Here is a 23,692-nt window from a genome sequence, read left to right as displayed (position 1 = left end):
CCCTCCCTTCCCGAGTCCTCACGGACGAACGCGAATGATCGTCTTCCCCGGCCGTCGCTCGGTCGGGTTGAAGGCAGCGACAGCATCGTCGAGGGTTGCGACAGTGCCAATGTTCGTTCGCAGTCGTCCGTCCCGCACTCGCTGGACGATCTCGCTCAGTTGGGCGCGGTTGGCCTCGACAACGAAGTCAATCGTCCGGCCATCAGCGGGGCGCGCCTCTGTCGGGCCTGCGATTGTCACCAGCGTTCCCCCGGCTCGAACCGCGCTTGCAGACCGCTTCGCGATGTCGCCGCCGAGGACATCGAAAACCAGATGGACTCCGCCAACATCTTCCAGAGCGTCGTTATCGAGGTCGACGAACTCCTGCGCGCCGAAGTCGAGAGCCGTCTGGCGGCCGGCAGCGCGTCCGGTGCCGATCACATATGCCCCGGCCTCACGCGCGAGCTGGGTTGCCATCGAACCGACCACGCCAGCCGCACCGTGCACAAGGACGCTCTGCCCCGCACAAAGGCGGCCGTGCTCGAACAGCCCCTGCCACGCGGTCAGGCCCGGCATCACGAGGGCCGCGCCCACCGTGAAGTCAACGTCCCCCGGTAGCGCGGCGAGGTTGCGGGCCTCGACGACCACATACTCCGCCAGCGTGCCGTCGCGAGTCCAGTCCGTGAGGCCGAACACCCGCTGTCCCACCGATAGCCCCGTTGTTCCATAACTGAGGGCGGTGACCACTCCGGCCAGCTCGTGGCCGGGGATCGAAGGCGTCCGGTCACGGCCGAGACGATCGATCCAGGTCGAGGGCCATGCCAGTTCATCTCCGGTGAATCCCGACGCATGGACCTGAACAACGACATCGCCGTAATTAGCGCCCGATAGGCTGGCGAGCGCTGCCCCCTGCGGCTCCGGCCGTTCCACCAGCTTCATCCCGGCCGTTCCCGCAGCTTGGTCCGTCACAATGATCGCCTTCATCGTGAATCTCCTTGTTTTGACTCACTCGGACTGGCAATGGCATTTGAAAGCTTCGCGCAAGCCGATGGCATCCACGCGCATATGGCGTGATGTCGCGGCCGGCAACCTAGCTTTCACCAAGACGCCACACCTTCAACCAATTGTATTAACAGAGAAATTTGGCGAGTATGGGCTCCTATGGGGTAAGATAAGCAAGCCAACCAGATGCTACAATTGGCCATTTCCGATGGATTGGTTCGGCCAAGCCGAAGGATGAGAAATTGCGCTTCGATCTGACGGATATGCGGTTGTTCTTAACCGTGGTGGAGCGGGGCAGCCTCACCAAGGGAGCCGAGAGCATGAATCTGGCTCTCGCTTCCGTGAGCGAACGCATTTCCGGGATGGAGTCTTCGCTTGGCGCCCAGCTCCTGGAGCGAAATAGGCGGGGTGTCACTACGACGCCGGCCGGTGACGCTCTGGTTCGCCATGCACGGTTGATACTGGATCAGGTAGAGCAGATGCGCGGTGAGTTGCGCAGCTACGGCACTGGCCTGAGAGGACGCATCAGGCTCTTGTCCAACACGGCCGGGTTGGCCGCATTTCTTCCTCCTCGGCTCGGCCGTTTCTTGGTCGCTTATCCAGATCTTTCAATAGATCTCTATGAACGACCGAGCGCCGAGATTGCGCGGGCCATCCTGGAAGGTCGTGCTGACCTGGGAATTGTAGCTTACCACACTGGTCTGGCGGCGTTGCAGACTCACGTTATCGCGCAAGACCAACTCGTCGCTGTTGTGAGCGAAACGCACCGCATCAGCGATCACCAATCGATAGCTTTCGCAGATGTCGTTGATGAGCCGTTCGTTGGCGTGGCCGACGCTGCATTGGAAGCATATTTAGGAGAACGTGCCGCACGCCTGGGTCGGCAAATTTACTACCGCATTCAACTCAGGCGCATTGAGAACATCGCAATGATGATTGAGTCCGGCGTTGGGATCGCCATTTTGCCCGAAGCCTCCGCCAAAGATGTAAGCCACCTCGGTTTGACAATCGTGCCCCTTCGAGACTCCTGGGCGCTAAGGCAGCTTCATCTTTGTGCGCGTGACTTCTCTGCGCTCACACCGCACGCCGGCTTGCTTGCGCAGCAGCTTATGGAGCCGAAGGTCGCGATCTCTTAAGCGCTATGGCCGCCGCAACCCCTCGTGTGAGCTGGCATCGAGCGGTAATAGGCGTGGCTGTCTATGTCATACGCTCGCACATCGTCATCTGCTTCAGAAGAGGAATGGGTGAGCAGCGAGTTCAAGACCGAGAATACCGATAAGGATCAGGAACCAACGTCGAAAGGTTGCCGCGCTTATGCGCCCACGGACCATTGTTCCGACGTGCATCCCCAGCAACGCAGGAATGATCGCAAGGACTGACAGGGTAATACTTCCAAGATGGAAAGCTCCGCCACGGGCGAGGCCTGCCGCCAATGCAATTGTTGAGACCGTGAACGACAGCCCGAGCGCCTGGATGAGATCGTTTTTGGAAAGACCGAGAGCCTGAAGATAAGGAACGGCGGGAAGCGTGAAAACTCCGGTTGCTCCGTTGATTAGTCCGGTTGCCAACCCGATGACAGGCGACAATGAACGTTCGAAGCGCGTGGGAACCGACAGTGGCTTCGCAAATAGGCCGTGCACTGCAAAGATAATCAGGGCGGCACCCAATCCAACACTTGCGTATACGGTATTGGCGCTCGTCAAAAGCCACGAGCCGGCAAGGGTGCCAACCAGTATGCCGAGCATCATCACCCAAAGTCTTTTAATCAGGCCCAGAAAATTCGGCCCTGTAAACAACTGCCAAAAGTTTGTGACGAAGGATGGAATGACCAGCAGAGAAGCTGCACTGACTGGCGGCATGATCGCGCTGAGGACGCCCATAGAGACGGTCGGCAAACCCATTCCCGCCACGCCCTTGACGAATCCGGCGACGAAAAACGTCAGCGCGACAAATAGAACATGCGGCGAAAGATAACCACTCATCCCGACTCCTCGGACCAGGCCGTGTCCCCATTTTTGACTTCGCGTAGGCCCATGGCATCCGCGTGCATATAGCGTGATAGCTCCGAAAAAATGTCGCTCTCACTAAGGGTAAGCGCGAATTTCCCCGCACCTTTTGGTTTTGAGTGCTCTGATGCATGAGGTGTCCACTTAAATAGGTGGATACCTCATGATGAGCGACGATGGTCAGAAACTGCGTGTCAGGCTTGTTGGTCGGAACGGTCGCCGGCGCTTTGAGACGACATCGAAGGAGCGTCTTGTGGCGGCCTGCCTTGAGCCTGGCGTTTCGGTCTCGAGACTTGCACTCGAACATGGGGTCAACGCGAACCTGCTTCGGAAGTGGATCAAGAAGGACGCCGCGGCCAGGTCGGCGCCGTCGTCGTCACCCTCGGCGTTCATCCCGGTTCACCTTGAGGGGGCCGCCGAGCGGGGTTTGTCGCGGCAAGGCAGTGTGGCGGCGGTGGATTTGCCGGCGACTTGCGCTGAAGTGGGTGGGTCGGAATCCAAGGGGTCTCCAGCTTTTTGTTCTCCGGCCAAAGTGAGCGCGTCGCTGCCGAATGGCGTGAAGCTCGCGCTGGAATGCGGGGATGTGGATGCATTGACGGCGATCATTGGAGCCCTGGGCCATGTTCAGACTGGGCGGTGACCTGCAGGTCTATCTGCACCGTGAGCCGATCGACTTCCGAGCTGGCATCAACAGCCTTGCGGTTCTGGTTCAGGAGACGATGGCGCTCGATCCGTTTGTGCCGGCGGTTTTTGCGTTCTGCAATCGCCGTTGCGACCGGATGAAGTTGCTGTTCTTCGACCGGTCCGGCTTTGTGCTGGTCCTGAAGCGGCTGACCGAGGACAAGTTCCGATGGCCGCGCCGCCAGGAGGCGGTCGTCCGGCTTACGACCGAGCAGTTGCACTGGATCCTCGACGGCATCGATATCGATGCGATGGTCCGTCATCCGGTGCGGCAATATCAGGTTGCCGGCTGAGCTCTTGAGTTGAGCGGTTGACGCGTCGGAACGGTTCAGATTCAAGAATCCGATGAATCGAACCGGCAATCCGAGTGTCGAGGTGCTGTTGGCGCGCATTGCCGCGCTGGAGGCGGAGAATCGTCAGCTCACGGAGCGCGTCGTCAAGCTGGAGGAAGAACTGGCGCTGGCACGCCTGCATCGTTTTGCGCCGCGCAGCGAAAAGCACGTCGACCGTCTCTTCAATGAAGCCGAGCAGGCCGCCGATGAGGATGACGCCGGCAGCGAAACGAACGATACCGCCGAACTTCCGGACACGGGTCTGCCATCGGTCGAAAGCACGACGGGAAAGAAGCGCGGCCGCAGGCCGCTGCCGGCAAACCTGCCGCGCGAGCGCGTCGAGTATGACCTGCCCGACGATCAGAAGGCGTGTCCTTGCTGCCGTGGCCAGATGCATCGCATGGGCGAGGCTGTCACCGAGCAACTTCATATCGAGGTGAAGGCGAAGGTTTTACAGAATGTGCGCTTCAAATATGCCTGCCGCCATTGCGATCGCACCGGGATCAACGCCCCTGTCGTGACCGCGCCGATGCCGACGCAGCCGTTGCCGGGCAGCGTTGCCACGGCCTCGACGCTGGCGTTCGCGCTGGTTCACAAATATGTCGACGGCACGCCGCTCTACCGCTTGGCGCAGGCCTTCGAACGCGCAGGCGTTCCTGTCAGCCGCGGCGCTTTGGGCCACTGGGTGATCGGCTCGAGCGAGAAGCATCTGCATCGCATTTATGACGCCCTGAAGCTGCGGCTCAGATCGCAGCCTCTCATCCATGGCGACGAGACGACGGTTCAGGTCCTCAAGGAGAAGGACAAAGCGGCCACCAGCACATCGTACATGTGGGCGTATCGCAGCGGCAAGGATAGTCACGAGCCGATCGTTCTTCTGGATTATCAGCCGGGCCGCGGCCAAATCCACCCGCAGGTCTTCCTCGGCGATTACCGTGGCATCGTGATGAGTGACGGCTATAGCGCGTGGCGCACGCTGGAAGGGGCCACCCACATTGGATGCATGGCCCACTCCCGGCGGCGTTTTGTCGACGCCCTCAAAGCGAGAAAGAAGGGCGGCGGGCCGCCCGAGCAGGCGCTGCGGTTCTTCGAGCAGCTCTACCGGGTTGAAAGGCAGGCGCGGGACGAGAAACCGGACAGAGACGAAACGCCGGATCAATGCATCCGTCGCTTCCGCCAGCAACACAGCATTCCTGTCCTGAACGCCCTCAAGGAATGGCTCGATCAAATCGCCCCGAAGGTCCTGCCGGACAGCAAGCTTGGCGACGCCGTATCTTACACCCGGAACCAATGGGACTATCTGACGCGTTACACCGAAGATGGCAGGATGCCGATCGACAACAATCTTCTGGAGCGCGACATCAGGGTTTTTGCCACTGGCCGAAAAAGCTGGCTGTTCAGCGACACCGTCGACGGAGCCAGGGCCAGCGCCGTCGTCTACAGCCTGATGCTGACCTGCCGCGCCTCACGTGTCGAGCCGTTAACATGGCTGCGCCATGTGCTCACCGAGTTGCCTCAGCGCGCAGACAACGCCGATATCGCTGACCTGTTGCCCTTCAACTTCCCCAAAGCGGCCACTGCCTGAACGGCTCAGCATCGCCCCGATACGAAGGCCATCCGTCAAATCGCGGCCGACAACGTGCGCGGAAAATCGCGCTTACCACTAAGGCGCCATTCTCCAATCTCTTGTTTTATAGTCAAAATCGGCAAGCATGGCGTCGCACTTAGCAAGCTACGCTCACATTACCGATCGCCACAATTGGTCATTTCCGATAGGAAACTTCGGCGACGCCGAAGATTAAGAATTGTGCTTCGATTTGACGGATATGCGGTTGCTCATGACCGCGGTGGAGCGAGGTAGGTCCGCGCCAACCTGAACAGAATCGCGACGAGATCCTTGAGAACACCTTCACAAGAGGCTTGCCCCAAGGAAGCGCAATTCGAAGTGTCGCGAGAATTCAAGGACGACATGTCCCGCGCAGGAGCCAGGGCGCGATGACGACAGCAGACGCTTTCTCCCACTACTACTCGCACTTTACGCGAGACCAGGATCACTTCGAATCGCGACTGGCCAGGCTCAAGACTCCGGTGAAGGTGGTTCGGGGCGAGAAGGACCTCTACATCAAGAAAGAGATGGGCCTTGAGTTCGCCGAAAGTATCCACGCAGAACTCACGCTCCTCCCCGGCATTGGGCACTTTCCTCATCTGCAGAACCCAAAGCTGACTATCGATGAGGTTCGTGCTTCATTTCGATGAGTGCGCAATGGCCCAATCGCTGCACCTCGAGCCGAAGTAGAAGCGCCGGTCCGTGATTGACACCAGACTGATGACCGACATGCTTCTGGCCCGTTGCTGCCGTCGGCCCGGATGTCCGCTTCGCTCCAACTGCTGCCGATCCCTCAAACTGAGGCTTCGCCTCGCAGGCTCCGGCCACTCTGCACGCTATAGTGCGCCACAATACTCTGTTCGTGGAAACGCGGTGGAATTCAGACACCGAGCGGGGTTAAGTAGAGGCCACAACTCGGACCAGCGCTCGTATATGAGAGGAGTGAGAACAGCTTCACCAAAACTACGCCAAACTGCGCGATAGCAGCCGGCCGCCCTACTCCCACTCAATCGTCCCCGGCGGCTTAGACGTCACGTCGTACACCACCCGATTCACACCCTTCACCTCGTTGATGATGCGCGTCGCGGTCTCGGCCAGGAATTTCATGTCGAACTGGTAGAAGTCGGCGGTCATGCCGTCGGTCGAGGTGACGGCGCGCAGGCCGACGACGTATTCGTAGGTGCGGCCGTCGCCCATCACGCCGACGGTCTTGACCGGCAGCAGCACCGCAAAGGCCTGCCAGATCGCATCATAGAGGCCGTGCTTGCGGATCTGGTCGATATAGACCGCATCGGCGTTGCGCAGGATGTCGAGCTTTTCCCGGGTGATGTCGCCGGGGCAGCGGATGGCGAGGCCGGGGCCCGGGAACGGGTGGCGGCCGACGAACACTTCGGGCAGGCCGAGCTCGCGGCCGAGCACGCGCACCTCGTCCTTGAACAATTCGCGCAGCGGCTCGACCAGCTTCATGTTCATGCGCGCCGGAAGGCCGCCGACATTGTGGTGCGACTTGATGGTCACCGACGGGCCGCCGGTGAAGGAGACGCTCTCGATCACATCAGGATAGAGCGTGCCCTGGGCCAGGAATTCGGCGCCGCCGATCTTCTTGGCTTCGGCCTCGAACACGTCGATGAACAGGCGCCCGATGGTCTTGCGCTTCACCTCAGGGTCGGTGACGCCTTCGAGCTCGCCCAGAAACTGCTTCGACGCGTCCACATGGACCAACGGGATGTTGTAGTGGTTGCGGAACAGGTCGACGACGGTCTTGGCCTCGTCGAGCCGCAGCAGGCCGTGATCGACGAACACGCAGGTGAGCTGGTCGCCGATCGCCTCGTGGATCAAGACCGCCGCCACGGCGGAATCGACGCCGCCGGACAGGCCGCAGATCACCTTGCCCGTGCCGACCTGGGCGCGAATCTTCTCGATCGCCTCCTCGCGGAAGGCGCGCATGGTCCAGTCGCCGGTCAGCCCCGCGACCTTGCGCACGAAGTTGCGCAGCAGCTTGGCGCCGTCGGGCGTGTGCACCACCTCGGGATGGAACATCAGGCCGTAATATTTACGCGTCTCATCCTGGATGATCGCGAACGGCGCATTCGGCGAGGTGCCGGCGACGGAGAAGCCCGGAGGCATCTTGGTGATGCGGTCGCCATGGCTCATCCACACCTGGTGCTTCTCGCCATGGCCCCAGATGCCGTCGAACAGCTGGCTGTCGGTCTTCACCTCGACATCGGCGCGGCCGAACTCGCGGTGGTGCCCGCCCTCGACCTCGCCGCCGAGCTGGGCCGCCAAGGTCATCTGGCCGTAGCAGATGCCGAGCACTGGAACGCCCGACTCGAAGATCAGCTGCGGCGCGCGCGGCGAGCCGGTCTCATGCACCGATTCCGGACCGCCAGAGAGGATCACCGCCTTCGGCTTCATCTCCTTGAAGGCGGCCTCCGCCTTCTGGAACGGCACGATCTCGGAATAGACGCCCATCTCGCGGACGCGGCGGGCAATCAGTTGCGTCACCTGGCTGCCGAAATCGACAATCAGAATCTTGTCATGCGCCGAGGCCACGGAGGGCGTCGACGGCGCTTGAACTGTGTCTTGGGCTGTGTGCTGGGCTGTCATGGCAAGCAGATACGCGACGGCGCCCGCCCCCGCAACCGCGCTCGAAGGGGCGCCCACATTCTTCTTTGGGCATGGACAAATCCGTATAGGTCAGTATTATTGACCTAATTTGGCCATAAGCCACATGGAGGAAACCAATGCCGGATTTTCACGACCCGCCCCGCCTTGCCGCGCTCGGCCGCGACTGGATCGCCGCCTGGAACGCGCGCGACCTCGAGCGTGTGCTGGCGATGTATGCCGAGGATGCCGAGATGACCTCGGACCGGATCCCGCCGCTCGGCTTCGGCGCGTCAGGCACCGTGCGCGGCAAGGTGAGCTTGCGGGCCTATTGGAGCACGGCGCTGGCGAAATTGCCCGAGCTGCATTTCGAGCTGATCGACCTCTATGTCTCGCCCGACAGCGTCGTCGTGTTCTACCAGAACGAAAGCGGCAAGAAGATCTGCGAGTATTTGCGGCTCGACGCCGAGGGGAAGATCCGGCAGGGCTCGGCGAACCATCTGGTGGGGTAAGGCTGCTTCTCAGCCGTCATTGCGAGCGAAGCGAAGCAATCCATTTTGTCCGCATATGCGGAACGATGGATTGCTTCGTCGCTTCGCTCCTCGCAATGACAGCAGAGGACTCGTAGGTTGAACAGAACGTCAGGAACCACGCGCATGAAAATCCCGACCCTGCCCTTCACCGTCACCGACTGGAACAAGCTCGAGCCTTCAGTGCATCCCGGCGAGACCGGACAGGCGCTGTGGCGCACGCTCAACATCGGCGAGCTGCGGGTCCGGATGGTCGAATATTCGCCCGGCTACCTCGCCGATCACTGGTGCGATCGCGGCCATGTGCTCTACGTCGTCACGGGCGAGCTCGACACCGAGCTGCGCGACGGCCGCAGATTCACGCTGAAGCCGGGCATGAGCTACCAGGTCTCCGACTTCGGCGACGCCGCACATCGTTCGTCGACGAAGACGGGTGCGACGCTGTTTATTGTGGATTGAACACACGTCGTCCGTCACCCCCGCGCAAAGGCTTCGCCTTTGTCGCTGGAGGAGCGCGTAGCGCGTCTCGAAGGGCGACGGCCCGGCTCCATCCCCGTCATTGCGAGCGTAGCGAAGCAATCCATCGCGCCGCTTGCCGAGACATGGATTGCTTCGTCGCTTCGCTCCTCGCAATGACGTGGAGAGAGTTCGCCCTTCGCTCACCGCCTCCGCGCAGCGACCTTCCTCACCTTCGTGTCCGCCCAGCCCAGCGGCTTGCCGCTCTTCGACGGCAGCACGAGCTGCCCGACCGCCTGGCCTGCCTGGTCGAGCAGCACCGAATGCGGCTCGCCGCGCGCAAAGAGATGCGCCTCGCCCCATTGCCGCAAGCCGACCACGATCGGGAACAGGTCGTGGCCCCGCTTCGTCAGCACATATTCCTGATAGGCGCTGCCGTCGGAGGCTGCGACCTGCTCGAGCACGCCGAGCTCGATCAGCGTGCGCAGCCGCGTTGTCAGCATGCCCTTGGCGATGCCGAGATTCTTCTGGAAGTCGCCGAACCGGCGCAGGCCGTCGAACGCGTCGCGCACGATCAGGAGCGACCACCAGTCGCCGATCGCATCCAGCGCGCGCGCCACCGGGCATTCCGCTTTGGCGAATCCGGTCCGCTTCATCGCGGCCAACCTTTCTCGATCACGATTCCGAACTGGTCCTAAAATAGGACTAGACAGCGCCCGGCGCAACTGGTATCATTATGAGACCAGCTTGCGAATTGCAGCGGAGGCAAGATGACGAACCAGACCATGGCTGAGGCCCGGCCGGCCGAGGACCATCACAAGACAAACGACAAGCCCGGCGACACCATGGCTCGCGCTCTGTCGCCCGCCGTCGTGCTGCTGTTCGCCGTCGCCTGCGGGCTGAGCGTCGCCAACATCTATTTCGCGCAGCCGCTGCTGGACACCATGGCGCAGGATCTCTCCATCACGCCGGCGGTGATCGGCGGCGTCGTGACGCTGACCCAGATCGGCTATGCCTTCGGCTTGATGCTGATCGTGCCGCTCGGCGATCTCTGGGACCGCCGCAGGCTGATCGTCGGCCAGACCGTGCTGTCGGCGATCGCGCTCACCATCGTCGGCACCGCGCCGAACGCCGCGGTGCTGCTGGCCGGCATGGTGCTGGTCGGGCTGCTCGCCGTCGTGATCCAGGTGCTGGTCGCCTACGCCGCGACGCTGGCCGCGCCGGCCGACCGCGGCCGCACCATCGGCACCGTCACCAGCGGCGTGGTTTCGGGCATTCTGCTCGCACGGTTTGCCGCCGGCGCGCTGGCCGATCTCGGCGGCTGGCGCGTGGTCTACCTCACCTCGGCCGCACTGACGCTGGTGCTGGCGGCGCTGTTGGCACGCGCGCTGCCGCGGCATGCGCCGCAGCCGATGGCCGGATCGTCCTACGCCAAGCTGTTGCGCTCGACGCTCGCGCTGTTCGTCGAGGAGCAGGTCTTGCGCGAACGCGCGGTGTTCGCGCTCTTGATCTTCGCGAGCTTCAGCGTGTTCTGGAGCTCGGTCGTGCTGCTGCTCGCGGCACCCCCGCTCTCGTTGTCGCATACCACGATCGGGATGCTCGGGATCGCAGGCCTCGCCGGCGCGCTGGCGGCACGCAATTCCGGTCAGTTCGCCGACCGCGGCTGGGGGCAGCGCACCACCGGCTTGTCGCTGCTGCTGATGCTCGCCGGCTGGGTGCCGATCGCCTGCCTCAACACCTCGCTATGGCTGGTCGTGGCCGGCGTCCTGATGATCGACTTCGCGGTGCAGGCGATCCATGTCACCAACCAGAGCCTGATCGTCGCCGCGCGCCCCGACGCGGCGAGCCGGCTGGTCGGCGGCTACATGGTGTTCTACTCGATCGGAACGGGTTTTGGCGCGATCAGCTCGACAATGGCCTATGCCGCCGCCGGCTGGTCCGGCGTCTGCGTGCTGGGTGCCGCGATCAGCGCCTGCGCGCTGCTGTACTGGGTCATCGTGGTGAGCCGGACGCCGGTGCCGATTGGTGCGTGCTCCGAAGCGTAGTGGACACGCCCGTCGTTGCGAGCGAAGCGAAGCAATCCATCGTGCCGCAAGCGGAGAAATGGATTGCTTCGTCGCTTCAGCGCAAAATTGCTCTGCAATTTTGTCGCGAGCTCCTCGACGGCGGGGGAAGCGTTACGCCTTCCTCAGCACCGAGACGAAGAACCCATCCGTGCCGGTGCGGCGTGGCGTCATCAGCAGGCCTTCCGCTGACTGCAGCGCAGCCTCGGCAAAGGCTTCGGCCTTGTCCCACAGCACCGCTGCGGTCTGCTCCGGCGGCTGCACGGAGAACTCCGGATGCCGCGCGATGAAGGCCCTGACCTGCTCGCCGTTCTCCTCCGAGAGCACCGAGCAGGTGATGTAGGCGATCCGGCCGCCGCCCTTCACCAGCGGCGCGGCGCGCTCCAGGACCTCGGCCTGATCCTTCAGCCGCACCTCGAGCGCGCCGGGGCGCATGCGCCATTTGGCGTCGGGATTGCGGCGCCAGGTCCCGGTGCCGGTGCAGGGCGCGTCGATCAGCACGAGGTCGGCGGACGCCTTGATGTCGGACAGCACCTCCTCCTCGCCGCGCGGCGTGCGCACATCGCAATTGTGCACGCCGGCGCGCGACAGCCGCTCATGGATCGGCGCAAGCTGGCGCTTGTCGCTGTCGGTCGCCATCAGCCGGCCCTTGCCCTGCATCATCGCCGCCACCGCCAGCGTCTTGCCACCGGCGCCGGCGCAGAGGTCGATCACCTGCTCGCCGGGCTTGGCCGCCGAGAACAGCGCGGCGAGCTGTGAGCCCTCGTCCTGGATCTCGATGGCGCCCTTGATGAAATCCTCCTCGGCATGGATGCCCGGATTGCGCGCGTCGGCGCCGAGCTCGATGCGCAGGCCGAGCGGCGACCACGGCGTTTCCCTGGCGCCGAGATGCGACAGCCGCGACAGCACCTTCTCGCGCTTGCCGCGCAGCGTGTTGACGCGCAGATCGAGCGGCGCGCGGCTCGCCATCGCGGTCGCTTCCGCGGCGCGGTCGTCGCCGAACACCCTTGCCAGATGCGGGTCGAGCCAGTCCGGATAATCGCCCGCGACATGCGCCGGCGCATCCTCGAGCGAGCGCGAGGCCAATGCGGCCTCCTCGGTCGCGGTCAGCGGATCCGGCGCGAACCGGCCGCCGTCGCACAGCGCCTGGATCGTGGCGATGTCCATGCCGCGTTCGAGCTTCAGCATGCCGAGCACGCGCGACCGGGCGCTGGCGTCGTCCATCAAATAGGCCGCGGAGGATTGCCGGCGCAGCACGTCCCAGATCAGGCCGGAGATCGCGGCGCGATCGCCGGAGCCGGCATAACGGTGCGCGGTGCCCCATTCCTTCAGCGCTTTCGCCGCGGGAATGCGCTGTGCGTCGATGGTGGCGATCAGCTCGATCGCGGCGGAAAGCCGGGCAGCGGGGGTCATTGGTCTCTTTCGGTTGGGCGCATCAGATCAGCAGCAGCAGTCTGAGCGCGAAATACAGCCACATGGCCGCCAGCACCAGCGCGCCGGCGAACCAGGCGAGCGAGCGCGGCCGCACGTCGTTGGAGGTGACGAACACGCCGGCATGGGCAAATCGTGTCACCACGAACACCCAGGACATCAGCACGATGAACAGATCGGCACGGCGCAGCGGCAGCGCAATAGCGATCAGGACATAGAACAGGATCGGCAGCTCGAACTGGTTGGCGAAGCAGTTGCCGAACTTGGTGGCCTGGGCCGGCCAGTTCGGCTCGCGCAGCGCGATGTCGGCGATCTTGGTCTCGCCGCTCGTCAGAGCCCTCGTACGCGTCGTCGCCATGGCGAACAACAGCGCGAAGGTGATCCCGATCTGGATGAAGACCGGTAACAGAACCATTTGAACCGACATCAAAAATCTCCCTCAGCCGCGGGCGCCCGGCCGCCCTCTTAGCCGCGACTCGCCCCCAACACAATGAAGCGTGCGCGGTAACCCGTTGAACCGTAATCCGAGCCCGGGTGACCAACTCCCAGGACCAATGGCGGTTTCAGCCCCTCACGGTTGGCCCGATCAGCATCATCACCCTGATCCTCGACAGCGCGGCCCGGGCAGCGGCGTGCCCGGCATGGTGACGGCAGGACTCGCCGGCGTCGGTGCGGCAACTGGCGATCGAGCGACCGCCCAAGGCGCAAAACCAAACAACACATCAAACAGGGCTTCAAACGAGGCATCGAACAAGACGGCAAAATCGTCATCGTTCCGACTTCGCGCCGACCTATGCTCCGGCCGAAAGGAGCGATGCATGCCCCAATTTCGCCTGACACAGATCTCCGACACCCATCTCGCGCGCCGCTTCAAGCCGCTGATCGACAACTTTCATCGCGTCAGCGAGCACATCGACGCGACGCGTCCCGATCTCGTGCTCAACTCCGGCGACGTCTCGTTCGACGGGCCGACCAGCCGCGACGACCTCGCATTCGCCAAGGAGCTGCACAACGCGCTGCCGGTCGATTGCCTCTATCTGCCGGGCAATCACGACATCGGCGACAATCCGACCGCGGTCGGCCCCACGCCTTCACAATTGCCGACCGAGGAGACGCGCGGCGCCTTCACCTCGGTGCTCGGCGAGGACCGCTGGCATTTCGACGCTGCCGGCTGGTGCTTCATCGGGCTGAATTCGCTGATCATGAACACCGGCCTCGACAGCGAGGCCGAGCAGTTCGACTGGCTCGCAGGCGCGCTCGACAAGGCGGTCGGCAGGCCGGTCGCGCTGTTCCTGCACAAGCCGATCTATCTCGACCTGCCCTACGATGCCGAGCACGCCGAGACCGCGATCCGCTTCGTGCCGCAGCCGGCGCGCCGCCGCCTGATCGAGATGCTCGGCAAGGTCGATTGGCGTCTGGTCGGCAGCGGCCATGTGCACCAGCGTCGCGACTATACGTTCGAGCATGTGAGACACATCTGGGCGCCCTCGGCCGGCTTCGTCATCTCCGACGCGCGGCAGGAGGTGATCGGCATCAAGGAAACCGGTCTCGTCGAATACCGCTTCCAGCCCGACAGTTTCGAGGTCCGCCACCTCAGGGCGAAGGGCCAGGTCGATGTCGACCTGGACATGCTGCTCGGCAAGGAGCCGGCCTGAGCCGCGTCAGCTCCGCGCCGCGTCGTGCAGGTCCTGCTTGATCACGGTGAGCAGCGCCTGCAGCGTGTCCTTGTCGGGCTGTGGTGCCGCCTGCGCGGGCCGTACGCAAGCTACGTGCGGCATGAAGCGGACCGGCGTCGTGTCCGGCTGCTCCTCGACGAATTTTCCATGCAAGACGTCGTCGCGGCGGCCCATGACGAACATCGTCGCCCAATAGCCGACGGCGAGGAGAATGACCCCGAAAACAATAGCTTCAAAAATCATGGCTACACCTGAAATATAGCCATATTGAATCAACTGCTGCGGGTCTCCGTCAAGCAAATGGGGGCCAAAAGGCCCCCAAATCCCCGCCATTGTCGCGCTTTTGATACTTTGTTGCGCGGAATGGGAGCTTCCGGAGCCTGTAACTTAGGCCTTGTCCGGCCCGACCCGGACCAGTTGCTTGCCGAAATTGGCGCCCTTGAGCAGGCCCATGAAGGCCTCCGGCGCGCTGTCCAGGCCCTCGGTCACGAACTCCTTGTACTTGACCTTGCCCTCGCGCACCCACTGCGACATGTCGCGGAGGAAGTCGCCATGCATGGCGGCGAAGTCGCTGACGATGAAGCCGCGGAAGGTCAGCCGCTTGGTCAGGATGTTGCGCATCATCGCGCCGGCCCATTTCGGGGCATGCGCTTCGGTGTCGTTGTAATGCGCGATCAGGCCGCAGACCGGGATGCGCGCGAACGCGTTGAGCAGCGGAAACACCGCGTCAAACACCGCACCGCCGACATTCTCGAAATAGACGTCGATGCCCTTCGGGCAGGCTTCCTTCAGCTTGGCCGCGAGATTGGGATCGCGGTGGTCGAGACACTCGTCGAAGCCAAGCTCGTTCTTGACGTAGGCGCACTTGTCCTTGCCACCGGCGATGCCGATCGCCCGCGCGCCCTTGATCTTGGCGATCTGGCCGACCGCCGAGCCGACCGCGCCGGACGCCGCCGCGACCACCACCGTCTCGCCCGCCTGCGGCTTGCCGATCTCGAGCAGGCCGGTGTAGGCGGTCATGCCGGGCATCCCGAGTACACCGACCGCGGTCGAGATCGGCGCGATCTTCGGATCGATCTTGGCAAGGCCCTTGCCGTCGGACAGCACATGCGTCTGCCAGCCCGCGCGCGATAGTACGATATCGCCCTTGGCAAAGCCGGGATTGTTGGAGGCGATCACCTCGCTCACCGTGCCGCCTTCCATCACGCCTCCGACCGGCACCGGTGCGGCATAGGACGGACCGTCGGCCATGCGGCCGCGCATATAGGGATCGAGCGACAGCCAGATGGTGCGGAGCAGCACCTCGCCCGCACCCGGTGCCGGCGGCGTGTAGTCCTCGAGCCTGAAATTGGCCGACGTGGGCTCGCCGTGCGGGCGCGAAGCCAGAACGATGCGCTTTCCTTGGGACATGATTTCCTCTTGGGATGATTGGTTCGTGGCGCACACGTAGTCATGCAATCCACCTCCCCGCAAGGGAAATGGATTTGCTGTCTTCGCGTTGCGTTGTTTGAAATGTTGTTTGAAATGACAGCCATCATGCCAGGCACATTGGCGCCAACGCGATACCGTCACGTCGCGCGGTTCGCAGGGCCCCCTGGTGGCGGCAGTTTGTCACGGCGCGCCACCGGCAGACGAAGCAGCCGTAGTCAAGTCGCCTGACCCGACCTCGCGATCCGGCAGGGCGGAGCCAGGCGGTCAGGCGGCCCTCCATTGTCGCAACGAGGGCGGCCGCGCAGCTGATCGGCAACCGGTTTCCGGTCGCCCTCGAAACCTGAGTGGCGCAGGACTCCGGTCAGCTTCGCGGGACCGTCCGATGGACGTGAGGCTCTCCGAAGCATTGGGGTTACCTCTTGAGAGCCGATCAGCGTCTTCGCGCCGCAATGTCCGTTTGGTGGCGGCCGGATTCACCTTCGGCGAATTGGCAGCCGGTAGACCTATCTCTGCCGCGCGCGCCCGCGGCAAAAACGCGACCTATCAATCTGGCACTTGTCGGACTTTCGATTCGCTGTAATCTCGGACCATGCGGCACTCGCATGTCTGTTACCCAAAAATGGGGCAGGCATCACCATAACAGGAGCGAACCAACGCTTCGGTTTTTGGATCGAGACCGACATGGCCGGCGACGGATCGTATGATACGTTTCCCAAATTGCTGCTGCGAAACACGGCACAATTTGGCACGCGGCCAGCGTTCCGGCATAAGGATCTCGGCATCTGGCAGAGCTGGACCTGGGCTGAGGTTGCCGAGATCATACGTAGCTACGCCGCCGGCTTGCATCGCCTTGGCTTGCGGCCAGGCGAGACAATCGCGGTCGTCGGCTCCAATCGGCCCAAGCTTTACTGGACCATGATGGCAGCGCAGACGCTGCGCGCAATCCCCGTTCCAGTCTACTCCGATGCAGTGGCTGATGAGCTTGCTTTTGTTCTCGCTCACGCCGAGGTGACGCTGGTCGCAGCGCAGGACCAGGAGCAGGTCGACAAGGTCCTGTCGGTGTCCGACCGACTGCCGCAACTCAACAGGATTATCTACGACGAACCGCGCGGAATCGACGGCTACGACCACGGTCGACTGATCGCAATCGGCGATATCATCAATGACGGCCGCGCCGCGCTTGCAGCCGACCCGGCGCTTGGCGAACGGATCGATGAATCCATTCGGGCCGGCAACGGTTCGGACATCGCGATCATCCTCTACACCTCGGGAACGACCGGCGCGCCCAAGGGCGTCATGCTGTCGGCGCGAGGCTGCATCGATGCTGCAACCGACACCACGCGGTTCGACAAGTTGACCGACAAGGACGTGGTGCTGGCCTATCTGCCGCTGGCTTGGGCGGGCGATCATTACGTCAGCTATGCGCAAGGCCTGGTGGCCGGATTCTGCATGGCGTGCCCCGAGAGCAGCAACACAATCGAGCAGGATCGGCATGAGATAGGACCAACCTTCTACCTGGCCCCGCCACGCGGTTACGAGGCCATGCTGACGCGGCTGATGGTCCGGATGGAGGACGCGGCGCCGATCAAGCGGCGATTGTTCAGCTACTTTCTGGACGTCGCGCGGCGGTATGGCGAGCAAGTCTTGACGGGACGTCCGGTGCCGCTGTCAGGCCGATTGCTCTATGCGCTCGGACGCTGGCTGGTCTACGAACCTCTCAAGAACGTTCTTGGCCTGTCTCAGGTGCGCGTCGCATACACTGGAGGCGAAGCTATCGGTCCGGATCTGTTCGCGTTCTACCGCGCGATCGGACTGAACCTGAAACAGCTCTACGGCCAGACCGAGGCGTTCCTCTATGTAACGTGTCAGCCCGATGGCGAGATCTATCCGGATACGGTTGGTCCGCCGGCGCCCAACGTCGACATCCGCATCGCGGACTCGGGCGAAGTGCAGTTTCGCTCGCCCGGCATGTTCCTCGGATATTTCAAGGATCAGGCAAAGACCGCGGAAGCGATGACGTCCGACGGATATGTCAGGACCGGCGATGCGGGCTTTTTCGACGAGAAAACCGGGCATCTGAAGATCATCGATCGTGCGAAGGACGTCGGTCGATTGGCTGACGGCACGATGTTTGCTCCCAAGTACCTTGAGAACAAGCTGAAGTTCTATCCCAATATCAAGGAAGCGATCACCTTCGGTGACTCCAGAGAGTTCGTATGCGCCATGCTCAACATCGACCCGGTCGCGGTCGCGAATTGGGCGGAACGCAACAACGTCGCCTACGGGTCCTATCAGGAGCTTGCCGGGCATCCGCTGGTCTACGACATGGTCGCCAAAGACGTTGCCGCGGTGAACCGCTCCCTGGCCGGGGAACCGGTGCTTGCGGGCGCCCAGATTCGCCGCTTCCTCATTCTGCACAAGGAGCTCGACGCGGATGACGGCGAGCTGACCCGCACGCAGAAAGTGCGCCGCCGCTTCATTGCCGAACGCTATGCGTCGTTGGTCACGGCACTCTACAACGGAGCGCATGACGCCGACATTTCCACGGAAGTCACGTTTGAGGATGGCCGGAAGGGCACGATCGCTGCACGAGTCGAGATTCGCGACATGCAAATCATCGGTCCGGCAGAATCGCTCGGAAGAGCAGCATGAGAGCGCCAAACGCCAACGAAATCCTGCTGCAGGTCGAGGGCGTGGCACTGGCCTTCGGCGGCGTCAAGGCGCTGCGGGACGTCTCGTTCAACGTCAAGAAAGGCGAAATTCGCGCCATCATCGGCCCCAATGGCGCCGGCAAAACCTCAATGCTGAACGTCGTCAACGGGTTCTATCACCCCAACCATGGCGCCATCACCTTCAAGGGAAGCACCCGGTCCAAAATGCAGCCGTTCGAGGCGGCGCGCGGCGGCATCGCGCGCACCTTTCAGAATGTCGCCCTGTTCAAGGGCATGAGCGCGCTCGACAACATCATGGCAGGCCGCACCTTGAAGGTGCGCCGGGGGCTGTTGTGGCAGCTGCTGCGTTATGGCCCTGCCCTCGCAGAGGAGATCGAGCATCGGCGCAAGGTCGAGGAGATCATCGACTTTCTCGAGATCGAGACAATCCGCAAGGTACCCGTCGGGCGTCTGCCATACGGCTTGCAGAAGCGTGTCGAACTCGGTCGCGCCCTGGCGATGGAGCCCGACCTTCTGCTCCTGGACGAGCCGATGGCAGGCATGAACCTCGAGGAGAAGGAGGACATGTCGCGGTTCATCATTGATGTGAACAACCATTACGGCACGACCATTGCCCTGATCGAGCACGACATGGCCGTGGTCATGGATCTGTCAGATCGCGTAGCGGTGCTTGATCACGGCGTGAAGATCGCCGACGGCACGCCTGATGAAGTGAAGAGAAGCCAAGCCGTCATCGACGCATATCTTGGCGTCGCGCATTGAGGTGCGTCCATGATCGCACTGGGTCAGTTTCTCGAGGTCCTGATCGGCGGATTGATGTCCGGCGTGCTCTATTCGCTGGTCGCGCTCGGCTTCGTGCTGATCTTCAAGGCATCCGGCGTATTCAACTATGCGCAGGGAGCAATGGTGTTGCTCGCGGGATTGGCGCTGGTTCGCGCCCTCGACCTCCTGGTCGCCAACGGCCTTCCGCTTTGGGTCGCGGTCATCCTCGCTATCGGCTTTGCCGCCGTGATCATGGCAGCAACCGCCTGGCTCATCGAGCGGTTCGTGATCGGACCTCTCGTCAATCAGGATGGCTTGACGCTGTTCATGTCGACGATCGGCGTGACATTCGTTATCGAGGGCGCCGCGGAGATGATCTTCGGATCGGATGTCTACCCGTTGCGGCTGTTCCCGACCGACGCCTGGTTCTTGTTCGAAGGCCTGTTCCCGGGCGGGATTCTGGTCAACAAGCTGGACGTCTGGGGCGCATTGATCGCGGGCGTCCTGGTCGCCGGCCTCGCGGTCTTCTTTCAGCGCACCAAGACCGGTCGCGCGCTCAGAGCCGTGGCCGACGACCATTTGGCCGCGCACTCGATCGGGATTCCAATCAGCTGGATTTGGTTCGTGGTCTGGCTCGTTGCCGGCCTCGTTGCGCTCGTCGCGGCGACCGTGTGGGGAACCAAGCTTGGCGTGCAGTTCTCCATCACGTTTCTCGCGCTGAAGGCTTTGCCGGTCCTGATCATCGGCGGCCTCACCTCCATTCCCGGGGCCATCGTCGGCGGGCTCATTGTCGGGGCCGGCGAGAAGCTCGCAGAGGTATATCTCGGTCCATCCATCGGCGGCGGCATCGAATATTGGTTTGCCTACGTGCTGGCGTTGGCGGTGCTGCTCTTGCGGCCGCAGGGCCTGTTCGGCGAACGCATCATCGAACGTGTCTGAGGCAGGGAGGTCGTTGTGCTCTATCGCGAAGCTGGCCAGTTCAAGGCGACCTATGCGGAGGATATGGCGATCTTCCCGATCCGGCAGGATCGTATCGCCCTCGCCGTCTTGCTCGCGATTGCTTTCATTGGCGTGCCGCTGTTGGCCACCTTCCGGATCTGGCCGTTCGGCACCGACTATCTGTTGTGGGCCATCCTGCTGCCCTTCCTCATCCTGGCGCTCGCCGCCATCGGGACGAACATTCTCGTCGGCTATTGCGGCCAGATTTCGCTCGGCAGCGGCGCGTTCATGGCCATCGGCGCCTATTCCGCCTACAAGCTGGCGACCGGCGTTCATATCCCGCTTGCCTGGCTTGGCTTCGCGATCGCGATCCCACCGTTGCCCGTGCTGGCATCCATTCTGCTTGGCGGGTTCATGGCGGCGGGTGCCGGAATCCTGTTCGGCATTCCCAGTCTCCGGATCAAGGGTCTCTACCTGGCGGTCGCAACGCTCGCCGCGCAGTTCTTCTTCGATTGGGCCTTCCTGCGGATCCCGTGGTTCACCAACTACGCCCCGTCGGGATCAGTGAATGCGCCGGAACTGGATTTCTTCGGCATGGTCGTTCGCTCGCCGGTCGAGCGCTACCTGCTGTGCCTGCTCTTCGTGACCGTGATGGCGGTGTTGGCGAAAAATCTCGTGCGCGGCAATCTCGGCAGGCAGTGGATGGCGATCCGCGACATGGATATTGCCGCCGAGCTGATCGGCATCAGGCCGCTTTATGCAAAACTGACGGCTTTCGCGGTCTCTTCGTTCATCATCGGGGTGGCGGGTGCGCTCTGGGCGTTCGTCTACCTCGGTTCATGGGAGCCGCTCGCGTTCTCGATCGACCGCTCGCTTGAGCTTCTGTTCATGGTCATCATCGGCGGGCTCGGCTCGATCATGGGTTCGTTCATCGGAGCAGCGTTTATCCTCATCGTGCCGATCATGCTGAATGTGATTCCGACCAAGCTCGGCCTGCCACTGTCGACGCAAACGATCACTCACCTCCAGTTCATCATCTTCGGATCCTTGATCTGCTATCTGCTCATCAAGGAACCCCATGGCTTCGCCCGGCTGATCTCGATCGGCAAGGAGAAGCTCAGGCTTTGGCCGTTTCCCTATTGAGGCAGTGATCGTGCCTTGATCGCAATCGGGTGACGGCCGCCGACAACGGAGAGGAAGGAAGTACCGCAAGGAGGATATCAATATGGCAAGTATTGCACACAGGTTACTGATACTCGCGACCGCCTTGGCCGGCGCGGCGCTTGGCGCACCGGCCGCAGCGCAAAACGAACAATTCATCCCAATTCTGTCTTACCGGACCGGACCGTACGCTGTGAACGGCGCGCCCTACGCAAACGGCGTGGTAGACTACTACAACCTGATCAATGAACGTGACGGCGGCATCAACGGCGTCAGGATTCTGATCGAGGAATGCGAGACGGGTTACGCGACCGACAAGGGAGTGGAGTGCTACGAGCGTCTCAAGAGCAAAGGACCAACCGGCGCGGCCTTCATCAATCCGCTGTCGACCGGGATCACCTTCGCACTCACCGAAAAGACCGCGGCTGACAAGATCCCGATCATTACGATGGGGTATGGCCGTGCCGATTCCAAGAACGGCGCGGTGTTCGCATATAATTTTCCATTGCTCGGCACGTATTGGTCCGCGGCCGACATCGCGATCCAGCACGTCGCCAAGGAACTCGGCGGCTTCGACAAGCTGAAAGGCAGGAAGATTTCGCTGCTGTACCATGACAGCCCCTACGGCAAAGAGCCAATTCCGATGCTGCAAGTGCTGGCGCAGAAGTACGGCTTTGAGTTCACGCCGATTCCCGTCACGCATCCCGGCGTCGAGCAGAAGTCGCAATGGCTGGCGATCCGCCAGCACCGGCCGGACTATGTCCTGGTCTGGGGCTGGGGCGTCATGAACAGCACGGCAATCAAGGAAGCGGCCGCCGTCGCCTATCCGCGCGACAAGATGATCGGTGTTTGGTGGTCAGGCGCGGAGCCGGATGTGACGCCGGCGGGCGATCAGGCCAGCGGCTACAAATCGTTGATGCTTCAGCATGGCGCAGGAAAATTCCCCGCGCACGCCGACATAGAGAAGTACGTCTACGCCAAGGGAAAGGGTTCGACAGAACCTGGCAAGATCGGCGAAGTTCTCTACAACCGCGGCATCACGAATGCCATGCTCGGCGTAGAGGCGATCCGCAAGGCGCAAGAAAAATTCGGCAAGCAACCGCTGACGGGCGAGCAGGTCCGTTGGGGGCTTGAGAACCTGATACTCACCGAAGCACGAATCAAGGAGCTCGGCTTTGAGGGAATGTTGAAGCCGGTCAGCATTTCCTGCTCCGACCACGAAGGCGCGCGCTACGGGCGCGTCCAGCAATGGGATGGCAAGGGTTGGAAAGTGATCTCCGACTGGTACACGGCTGACGAATCGCTCATCGAACCGCTCGTCGCCGACGTGTCCGCGAAGTATGCCGCGGAGAAGAAGATCAAGCCGCGCGACTGCGCGAAAGAAACCTGACCCGTGCGAGTGATCCGGGAGGCAGGATTGCCTGCTCCCGGATCGCAGCCCCTGCTCGGTTTGGAGGTCCGCGCATGTCAATCGCCAAGGTCGTCACCGCTGCGACGGAAGCGGCAGCGCTGATTTTATCGGTCAACAATATCGAGGTTGTCTACGATCACGTCATTCTCGTGTTGAAGGGCGTCTCGCTGGAGGTCCCGCGAGGCGGCATTGTTGCGCTTCTCGGCGCCAACGGCGCCGGCAAGACGACGACGCTGAAGGCGGTCTCCAATCTGCTGCACGCAGAGCGCGGCGAGGTCACCAAGGGCTCGATCCTGTTCAACGGCGTCGAGGTGAAGTCCCTGTCGCCAAACGAGGTGGTGCGACGCGGCTGCATCCAGGTGATGGAGGGGCGGCGCGCCTTCCCTCATCTGACGGTCGAGGAGAACATCCTGACCGGCGCCTTTACACGGACGGACGGCAAGCTCGCGATCGCGCAGGACCTTGAACGTGTCTACGCTTATTTCCCCCGCCTCAAAGAGCGACGCAGTTCCACCGCCGGCTATACGTCGGGCGGCGAACAGCAGATGTGCGTGATTGGCCGCGCGCTGATGTCACGCCCGAAGATGATCCTGCTCGACGAACCATCGATGGGCCTCGCGCCGCAGATCGTCGAAGAGATCTTCGAGATCGTGAAGGATCTCAACGCCAGGGAAGGTGTGTCGTTTCTTCTCGCCGAGCAGAACACCAATATGGCGCTCAGATATGCAAGCCACGGCTACATCCTCGAAAACGGCCGCGTGGTGATGGACGGCGAAGCGCACGCCCTTGCCGCGAACGAGGACGTCAAGGAGTTCTATCTTGGCGTCGCCGGAGAGAAGCGAAAATCATACCGCGATGTGAAGCACTACAAGCGACGCAAGCGCTGGCTCGCCTAGCGGATGACGGCATCCCGGGCTCCCGGGACTCCGGGTTCGGCCCTTCGGACCCCC

General features: G+C 62.5%; 23 protein-coding genes. 15 read left to right on the top strand and 8 right to left on the bottom strand.

All coding sequences use genetic code 11. The features are described 5' to 3' along the window. Positions 1-18 precede the first annotated feature (18 nt). Entirely contained in the window at positions 19-963 is a 945-nt protein-coding gene (locus ACVMB1_RS09705; RefSeq protein ID WP_076826631.1) for an NADP-dependent oxidoreductase, read from the bottom strand. Between the two features lie 260 nt (positions 964-1,223). Between ACVMB1_RS09705 and ACVMB1_RS09700 the strand changes: the two genes are divergently transcribed. Beyond that, positions 1,224-2,117 carry a LysR substrate-binding domain-containing protein gene (locus tag ACVMB1_RS09700; protein ID WP_141339943.1) on the top strand — a complete coding sequence of 298 codons (894 nt, stop codon included), beginning with the start codon at positions 1,224-1,226 and terminating at the stop codon, positions 2,115-2,117. Positions 2,118-2,210: 93 nt separating this feature from the next. On the opposite strand, the gene ACVMB1_RS09695 is transcribed toward ACVMB1_RS09700, so the two are convergent. Next, on the bottom strand, positions 2,211-2,963 hold the full coding sequence (locus ACVMB1_RS09695; RefSeq protein ID WP_076826628.1) for a sulfite exporter TauE/SafE family protein: 753 nt from the start codon (positions 2,961-2,963) through the stop codon (positions 2,211-2,213). 190 nt (positions 2,964-3,153) lie between these two features. On the opposite strand from ACVMB1_RS09695, the gene tnpA reads away from it, so the two are divergent. The 4 genes from tnpA (at position 3,154) to ACVMB1_RS09675 (ending at position 6,256) form a co-directional block, all read left to right on the top strand. After that, positions 3,154-3,627 carry an IS66-like element accessory protein TnpA gene (gene tnpA / locus ACVMB1_RS09690; RefSeq protein WP_076834346.1) on the top strand — a complete coding sequence of 158 codons (474 nt, stop codon included), beginning with the start codon at positions 3,154-3,156 and terminating at the stop codon, positions 3,625-3,627. After that, positions 3,608-3,961 (top strand): IS66 family insertion sequence element accessory protein TnpB, encoded by a 354-nt coding sequence (tnpB, locus tag ACVMB1_RS09685; protein WP_076834308.1) that lies wholly within the window; start codon positions 3,608-3,610, stop codon positions 3,959-3,961. Before tnpA ends, tnpB begins: the two co-directional genes overlap by 20 nt. Positions 3,962-4,013: 52 nt before the next feature. Next, positions 4,014-5,585, top strand: a complete 1,572-nt coding sequence (gene tnpC / locus ACVMB1_RS09680; RefSeq protein WP_456783894.1) for an IS66 family transposase — start codon at positions 4,014-4,016, stop codon at positions 5,583-5,585. Positions 5,586-5,995: 410 nt separating this feature from the next. Then, the gene (locus ACVMB1_RS09675) at positions 5,996-6,256 is read left to right on the top strand and encodes an alpha/beta fold hydrolase (protein ID WP_194295337.1); all 261 of its coding nucleotides are present in this window, start codon (positions 5,996-5,998) and stop codon (positions 6,254-6,256) included. Between the two features lie 346 nt (positions 6,257-6,602). On the opposite strand, the gene guaA is transcribed toward ACVMB1_RS09675, so the two are convergent. Beyond that, positions 6,603-8,213 (bottom strand): glutamine-hydrolyzing GMP synthase, encoded by a 1,611-nt coding sequence (gene guaA / locus ACVMB1_RS09670; protein WP_076826747.1) that lies wholly within the window; start codon positions 8,211-8,213, stop codon positions 6,603-6,605. A 137-nt stretch (positions 8,214-8,350) separates the two neighbouring features. Between guaA and ACVMB1_RS09665 the strand changes: the two genes are divergently transcribed. Both ACVMB1_RS09665 and ACVMB1_RS09660 read left to right on the top strand, forming a co-directional pair. Next, positions 8,351-8,722: a nuclear transport factor 2 family protein gene (locus tag ACVMB1_RS09665; protein ID WP_076826626.1), complete on the top strand. Its 372-nt coding sequence runs from the start codon at positions 8,351-8,353 to the stop codon at positions 8,720-8,722. Positions 8,723-8,866: 144 nt separating this feature from the next. Further along, entirely contained in the window at positions 8,867-9,199 is a 333-nt protein-coding gene (locus tag ACVMB1_RS09660; protein ID WP_076826624.1) for a DHCW motif cupin fold protein, read from the top strand. Positions 9,200-9,399: 200 nt separating this feature from the next. On the opposite strand, the gene ACVMB1_RS09655 is transcribed toward ACVMB1_RS09660, so the two are convergent. Continuing rightward, entirely contained in the window at positions 9,400-9,852 is a 453-nt protein-coding gene (locus tag ACVMB1_RS09655; RefSeq protein WP_076826623.1) for a winged helix-turn-helix transcriptional regulator, read from the bottom strand. Positions 9,853-9,966: 114 nt separating this feature from the next. Between ACVMB1_RS09655 and ACVMB1_RS09650 the strand changes: the two genes are divergently transcribed. Beyond that, complete coding sequence (locus ACVMB1_RS09650) at positions 9,967-11,241, top strand: MFS transporter (RefSeq protein ID WP_076826621.1); 1,275 nt, start codon at positions 9,967-9,969, stop codon at positions 11,239-11,241. A gap of 132 nt (positions 11,242-11,373) precedes the next feature. On the opposite strand, the gene ACVMB1_RS09645 is transcribed toward ACVMB1_RS09650, so the two are convergent. Beyond that, entirely contained in the window at positions 11,374-12,672 is a 1,299-nt protein-coding gene (locus ACVMB1_RS09645; RefSeq protein ID WP_076826620.1) for an RsmB/NOP family class I SAM-dependent RNA methyltransferase, read from the bottom strand. Between the two features lie 22 nt (positions 12,673-12,694). After that, on the bottom strand, positions 12,695-13,117 hold the full coding sequence (locus tag ACVMB1_RS09640; RefSeq protein WP_076826618.1) for an MAPEG family protein: 423 nt from the start codon (positions 13,115-13,117) through the stop codon (positions 12,695-12,697). A 391-nt stretch (positions 13,118-13,508) separates the two neighbouring features. On the opposite strand from ACVMB1_RS09640, the gene ACVMB1_RS09635 reads away from it, so the two are divergent. Then, a complete protein-coding gene (locus tag ACVMB1_RS09635; RefSeq protein WP_076826616.1) occupies positions 13,509-14,345 on the top strand; it encodes a metallophosphoesterase family protein in 837 nt (278 codons plus the stop codon). 6 nt (positions 14,346-14,351) lie between these two features. On the opposite strand, the gene ACVMB1_RS09630 is transcribed toward ACVMB1_RS09635, so the two are convergent. Next, positions 14,352-14,699, bottom strand: coding sequence for a hypothetical protein (locus ACVMB1_RS09630; protein ID WP_307720386.1), 348 nt, complete (start codon positions 14,697-14,699; stop codon positions 14,352-14,354). A 54-nt stretch (positions 14,700-14,753) separates the two neighbouring features. Further along, on the bottom strand, positions 14,754-15,776 hold the full coding sequence (locus tag ACVMB1_RS09625; protein WP_076826615.1) for an NADP-dependent oxidoreductase: 1,023 nt from the start codon (positions 15,774-15,776) through the stop codon (positions 14,754-14,756). Positions 15,777-16,478: 702 nt separating this feature from the next. On the opposite strand from ACVMB1_RS09625, the gene ACVMB1_RS09620 reads away from it, so the two are divergent. From ACVMB1_RS09620 to ACVMB1_RS09595, 6 genes are all read left to right on the top strand, one after another. Continuing rightward, positions 16,479-18,449 carry an AMP-binding protein gene (locus ACVMB1_RS09620; RefSeq protein WP_076826613.1) on the top strand — a complete coding sequence of 657 codons (1,971 nt, stop codon included), beginning with the start codon at positions 16,479-16,481 and terminating at the stop codon, positions 18,447-18,449. After that, a complete protein-coding gene (locus tag ACVMB1_RS09615; RefSeq protein WP_050386723.1) occupies positions 18,446-19,231 on the top strand; it encodes an ABC transporter ATP-binding protein in 786 nt (261 codons plus the stop codon). Before ACVMB1_RS09620 ends, ACVMB1_RS09615 begins: the two co-directional genes overlap by 4 nt. 9 nt (positions 19,232-19,240) lie before the next feature. Next, positions 19,241-20,170: a branched-chain amino acid ABC transporter permease gene (locus ACVMB1_RS09610; protein ID WP_080667122.1), complete on the top strand. Its 930-nt coding sequence runs from the start codon at positions 19,241-19,243 to the stop codon at positions 20,168-20,170. Between the two features lie 15 nt (positions 20,171-20,185). Continuing rightward, positions 20,186-21,313, top strand: a complete 1,128-nt coding sequence (locus ACVMB1_RS09605) for a branched-chain amino acid ABC transporter permease (protein WP_141339946.1) — start codon at positions 20,186-20,188, stop codon at positions 21,311-21,313. 82 nt (positions 21,314-21,395) lie between these two features. Continuing rightward, positions 21,396-22,721 (top strand): ABC transporter substrate-binding protein, encoded by a 1,326-nt coding sequence (locus ACVMB1_RS09600; protein WP_076826610.1) that lies wholly within the window; start codon positions 21,396-21,398, stop codon positions 22,719-22,721. 74 nt (positions 22,722-22,795) lie between these two features. Further along, positions 22,796-23,638 carry an ABC transporter ATP-binding protein gene (locus ACVMB1_RS09595; RefSeq protein WP_057019776.1) on the top strand — a complete coding sequence of 281 codons (843 nt, stop codon included), beginning with the start codon at positions 22,796-22,798 and terminating at the stop codon, positions 23,636-23,638. Positions 23,639-23,692 lie beyond the last annotated feature (54 nt).

The sequence above is a fragment of the Bradyrhizobium sp. USDA 4504 genome (assembly GCF_054063995.1).
Note: the sequence above shows the minus strand (reverse complement) of the source record. Positions and strands in the feature narration are given on the sequence as shown.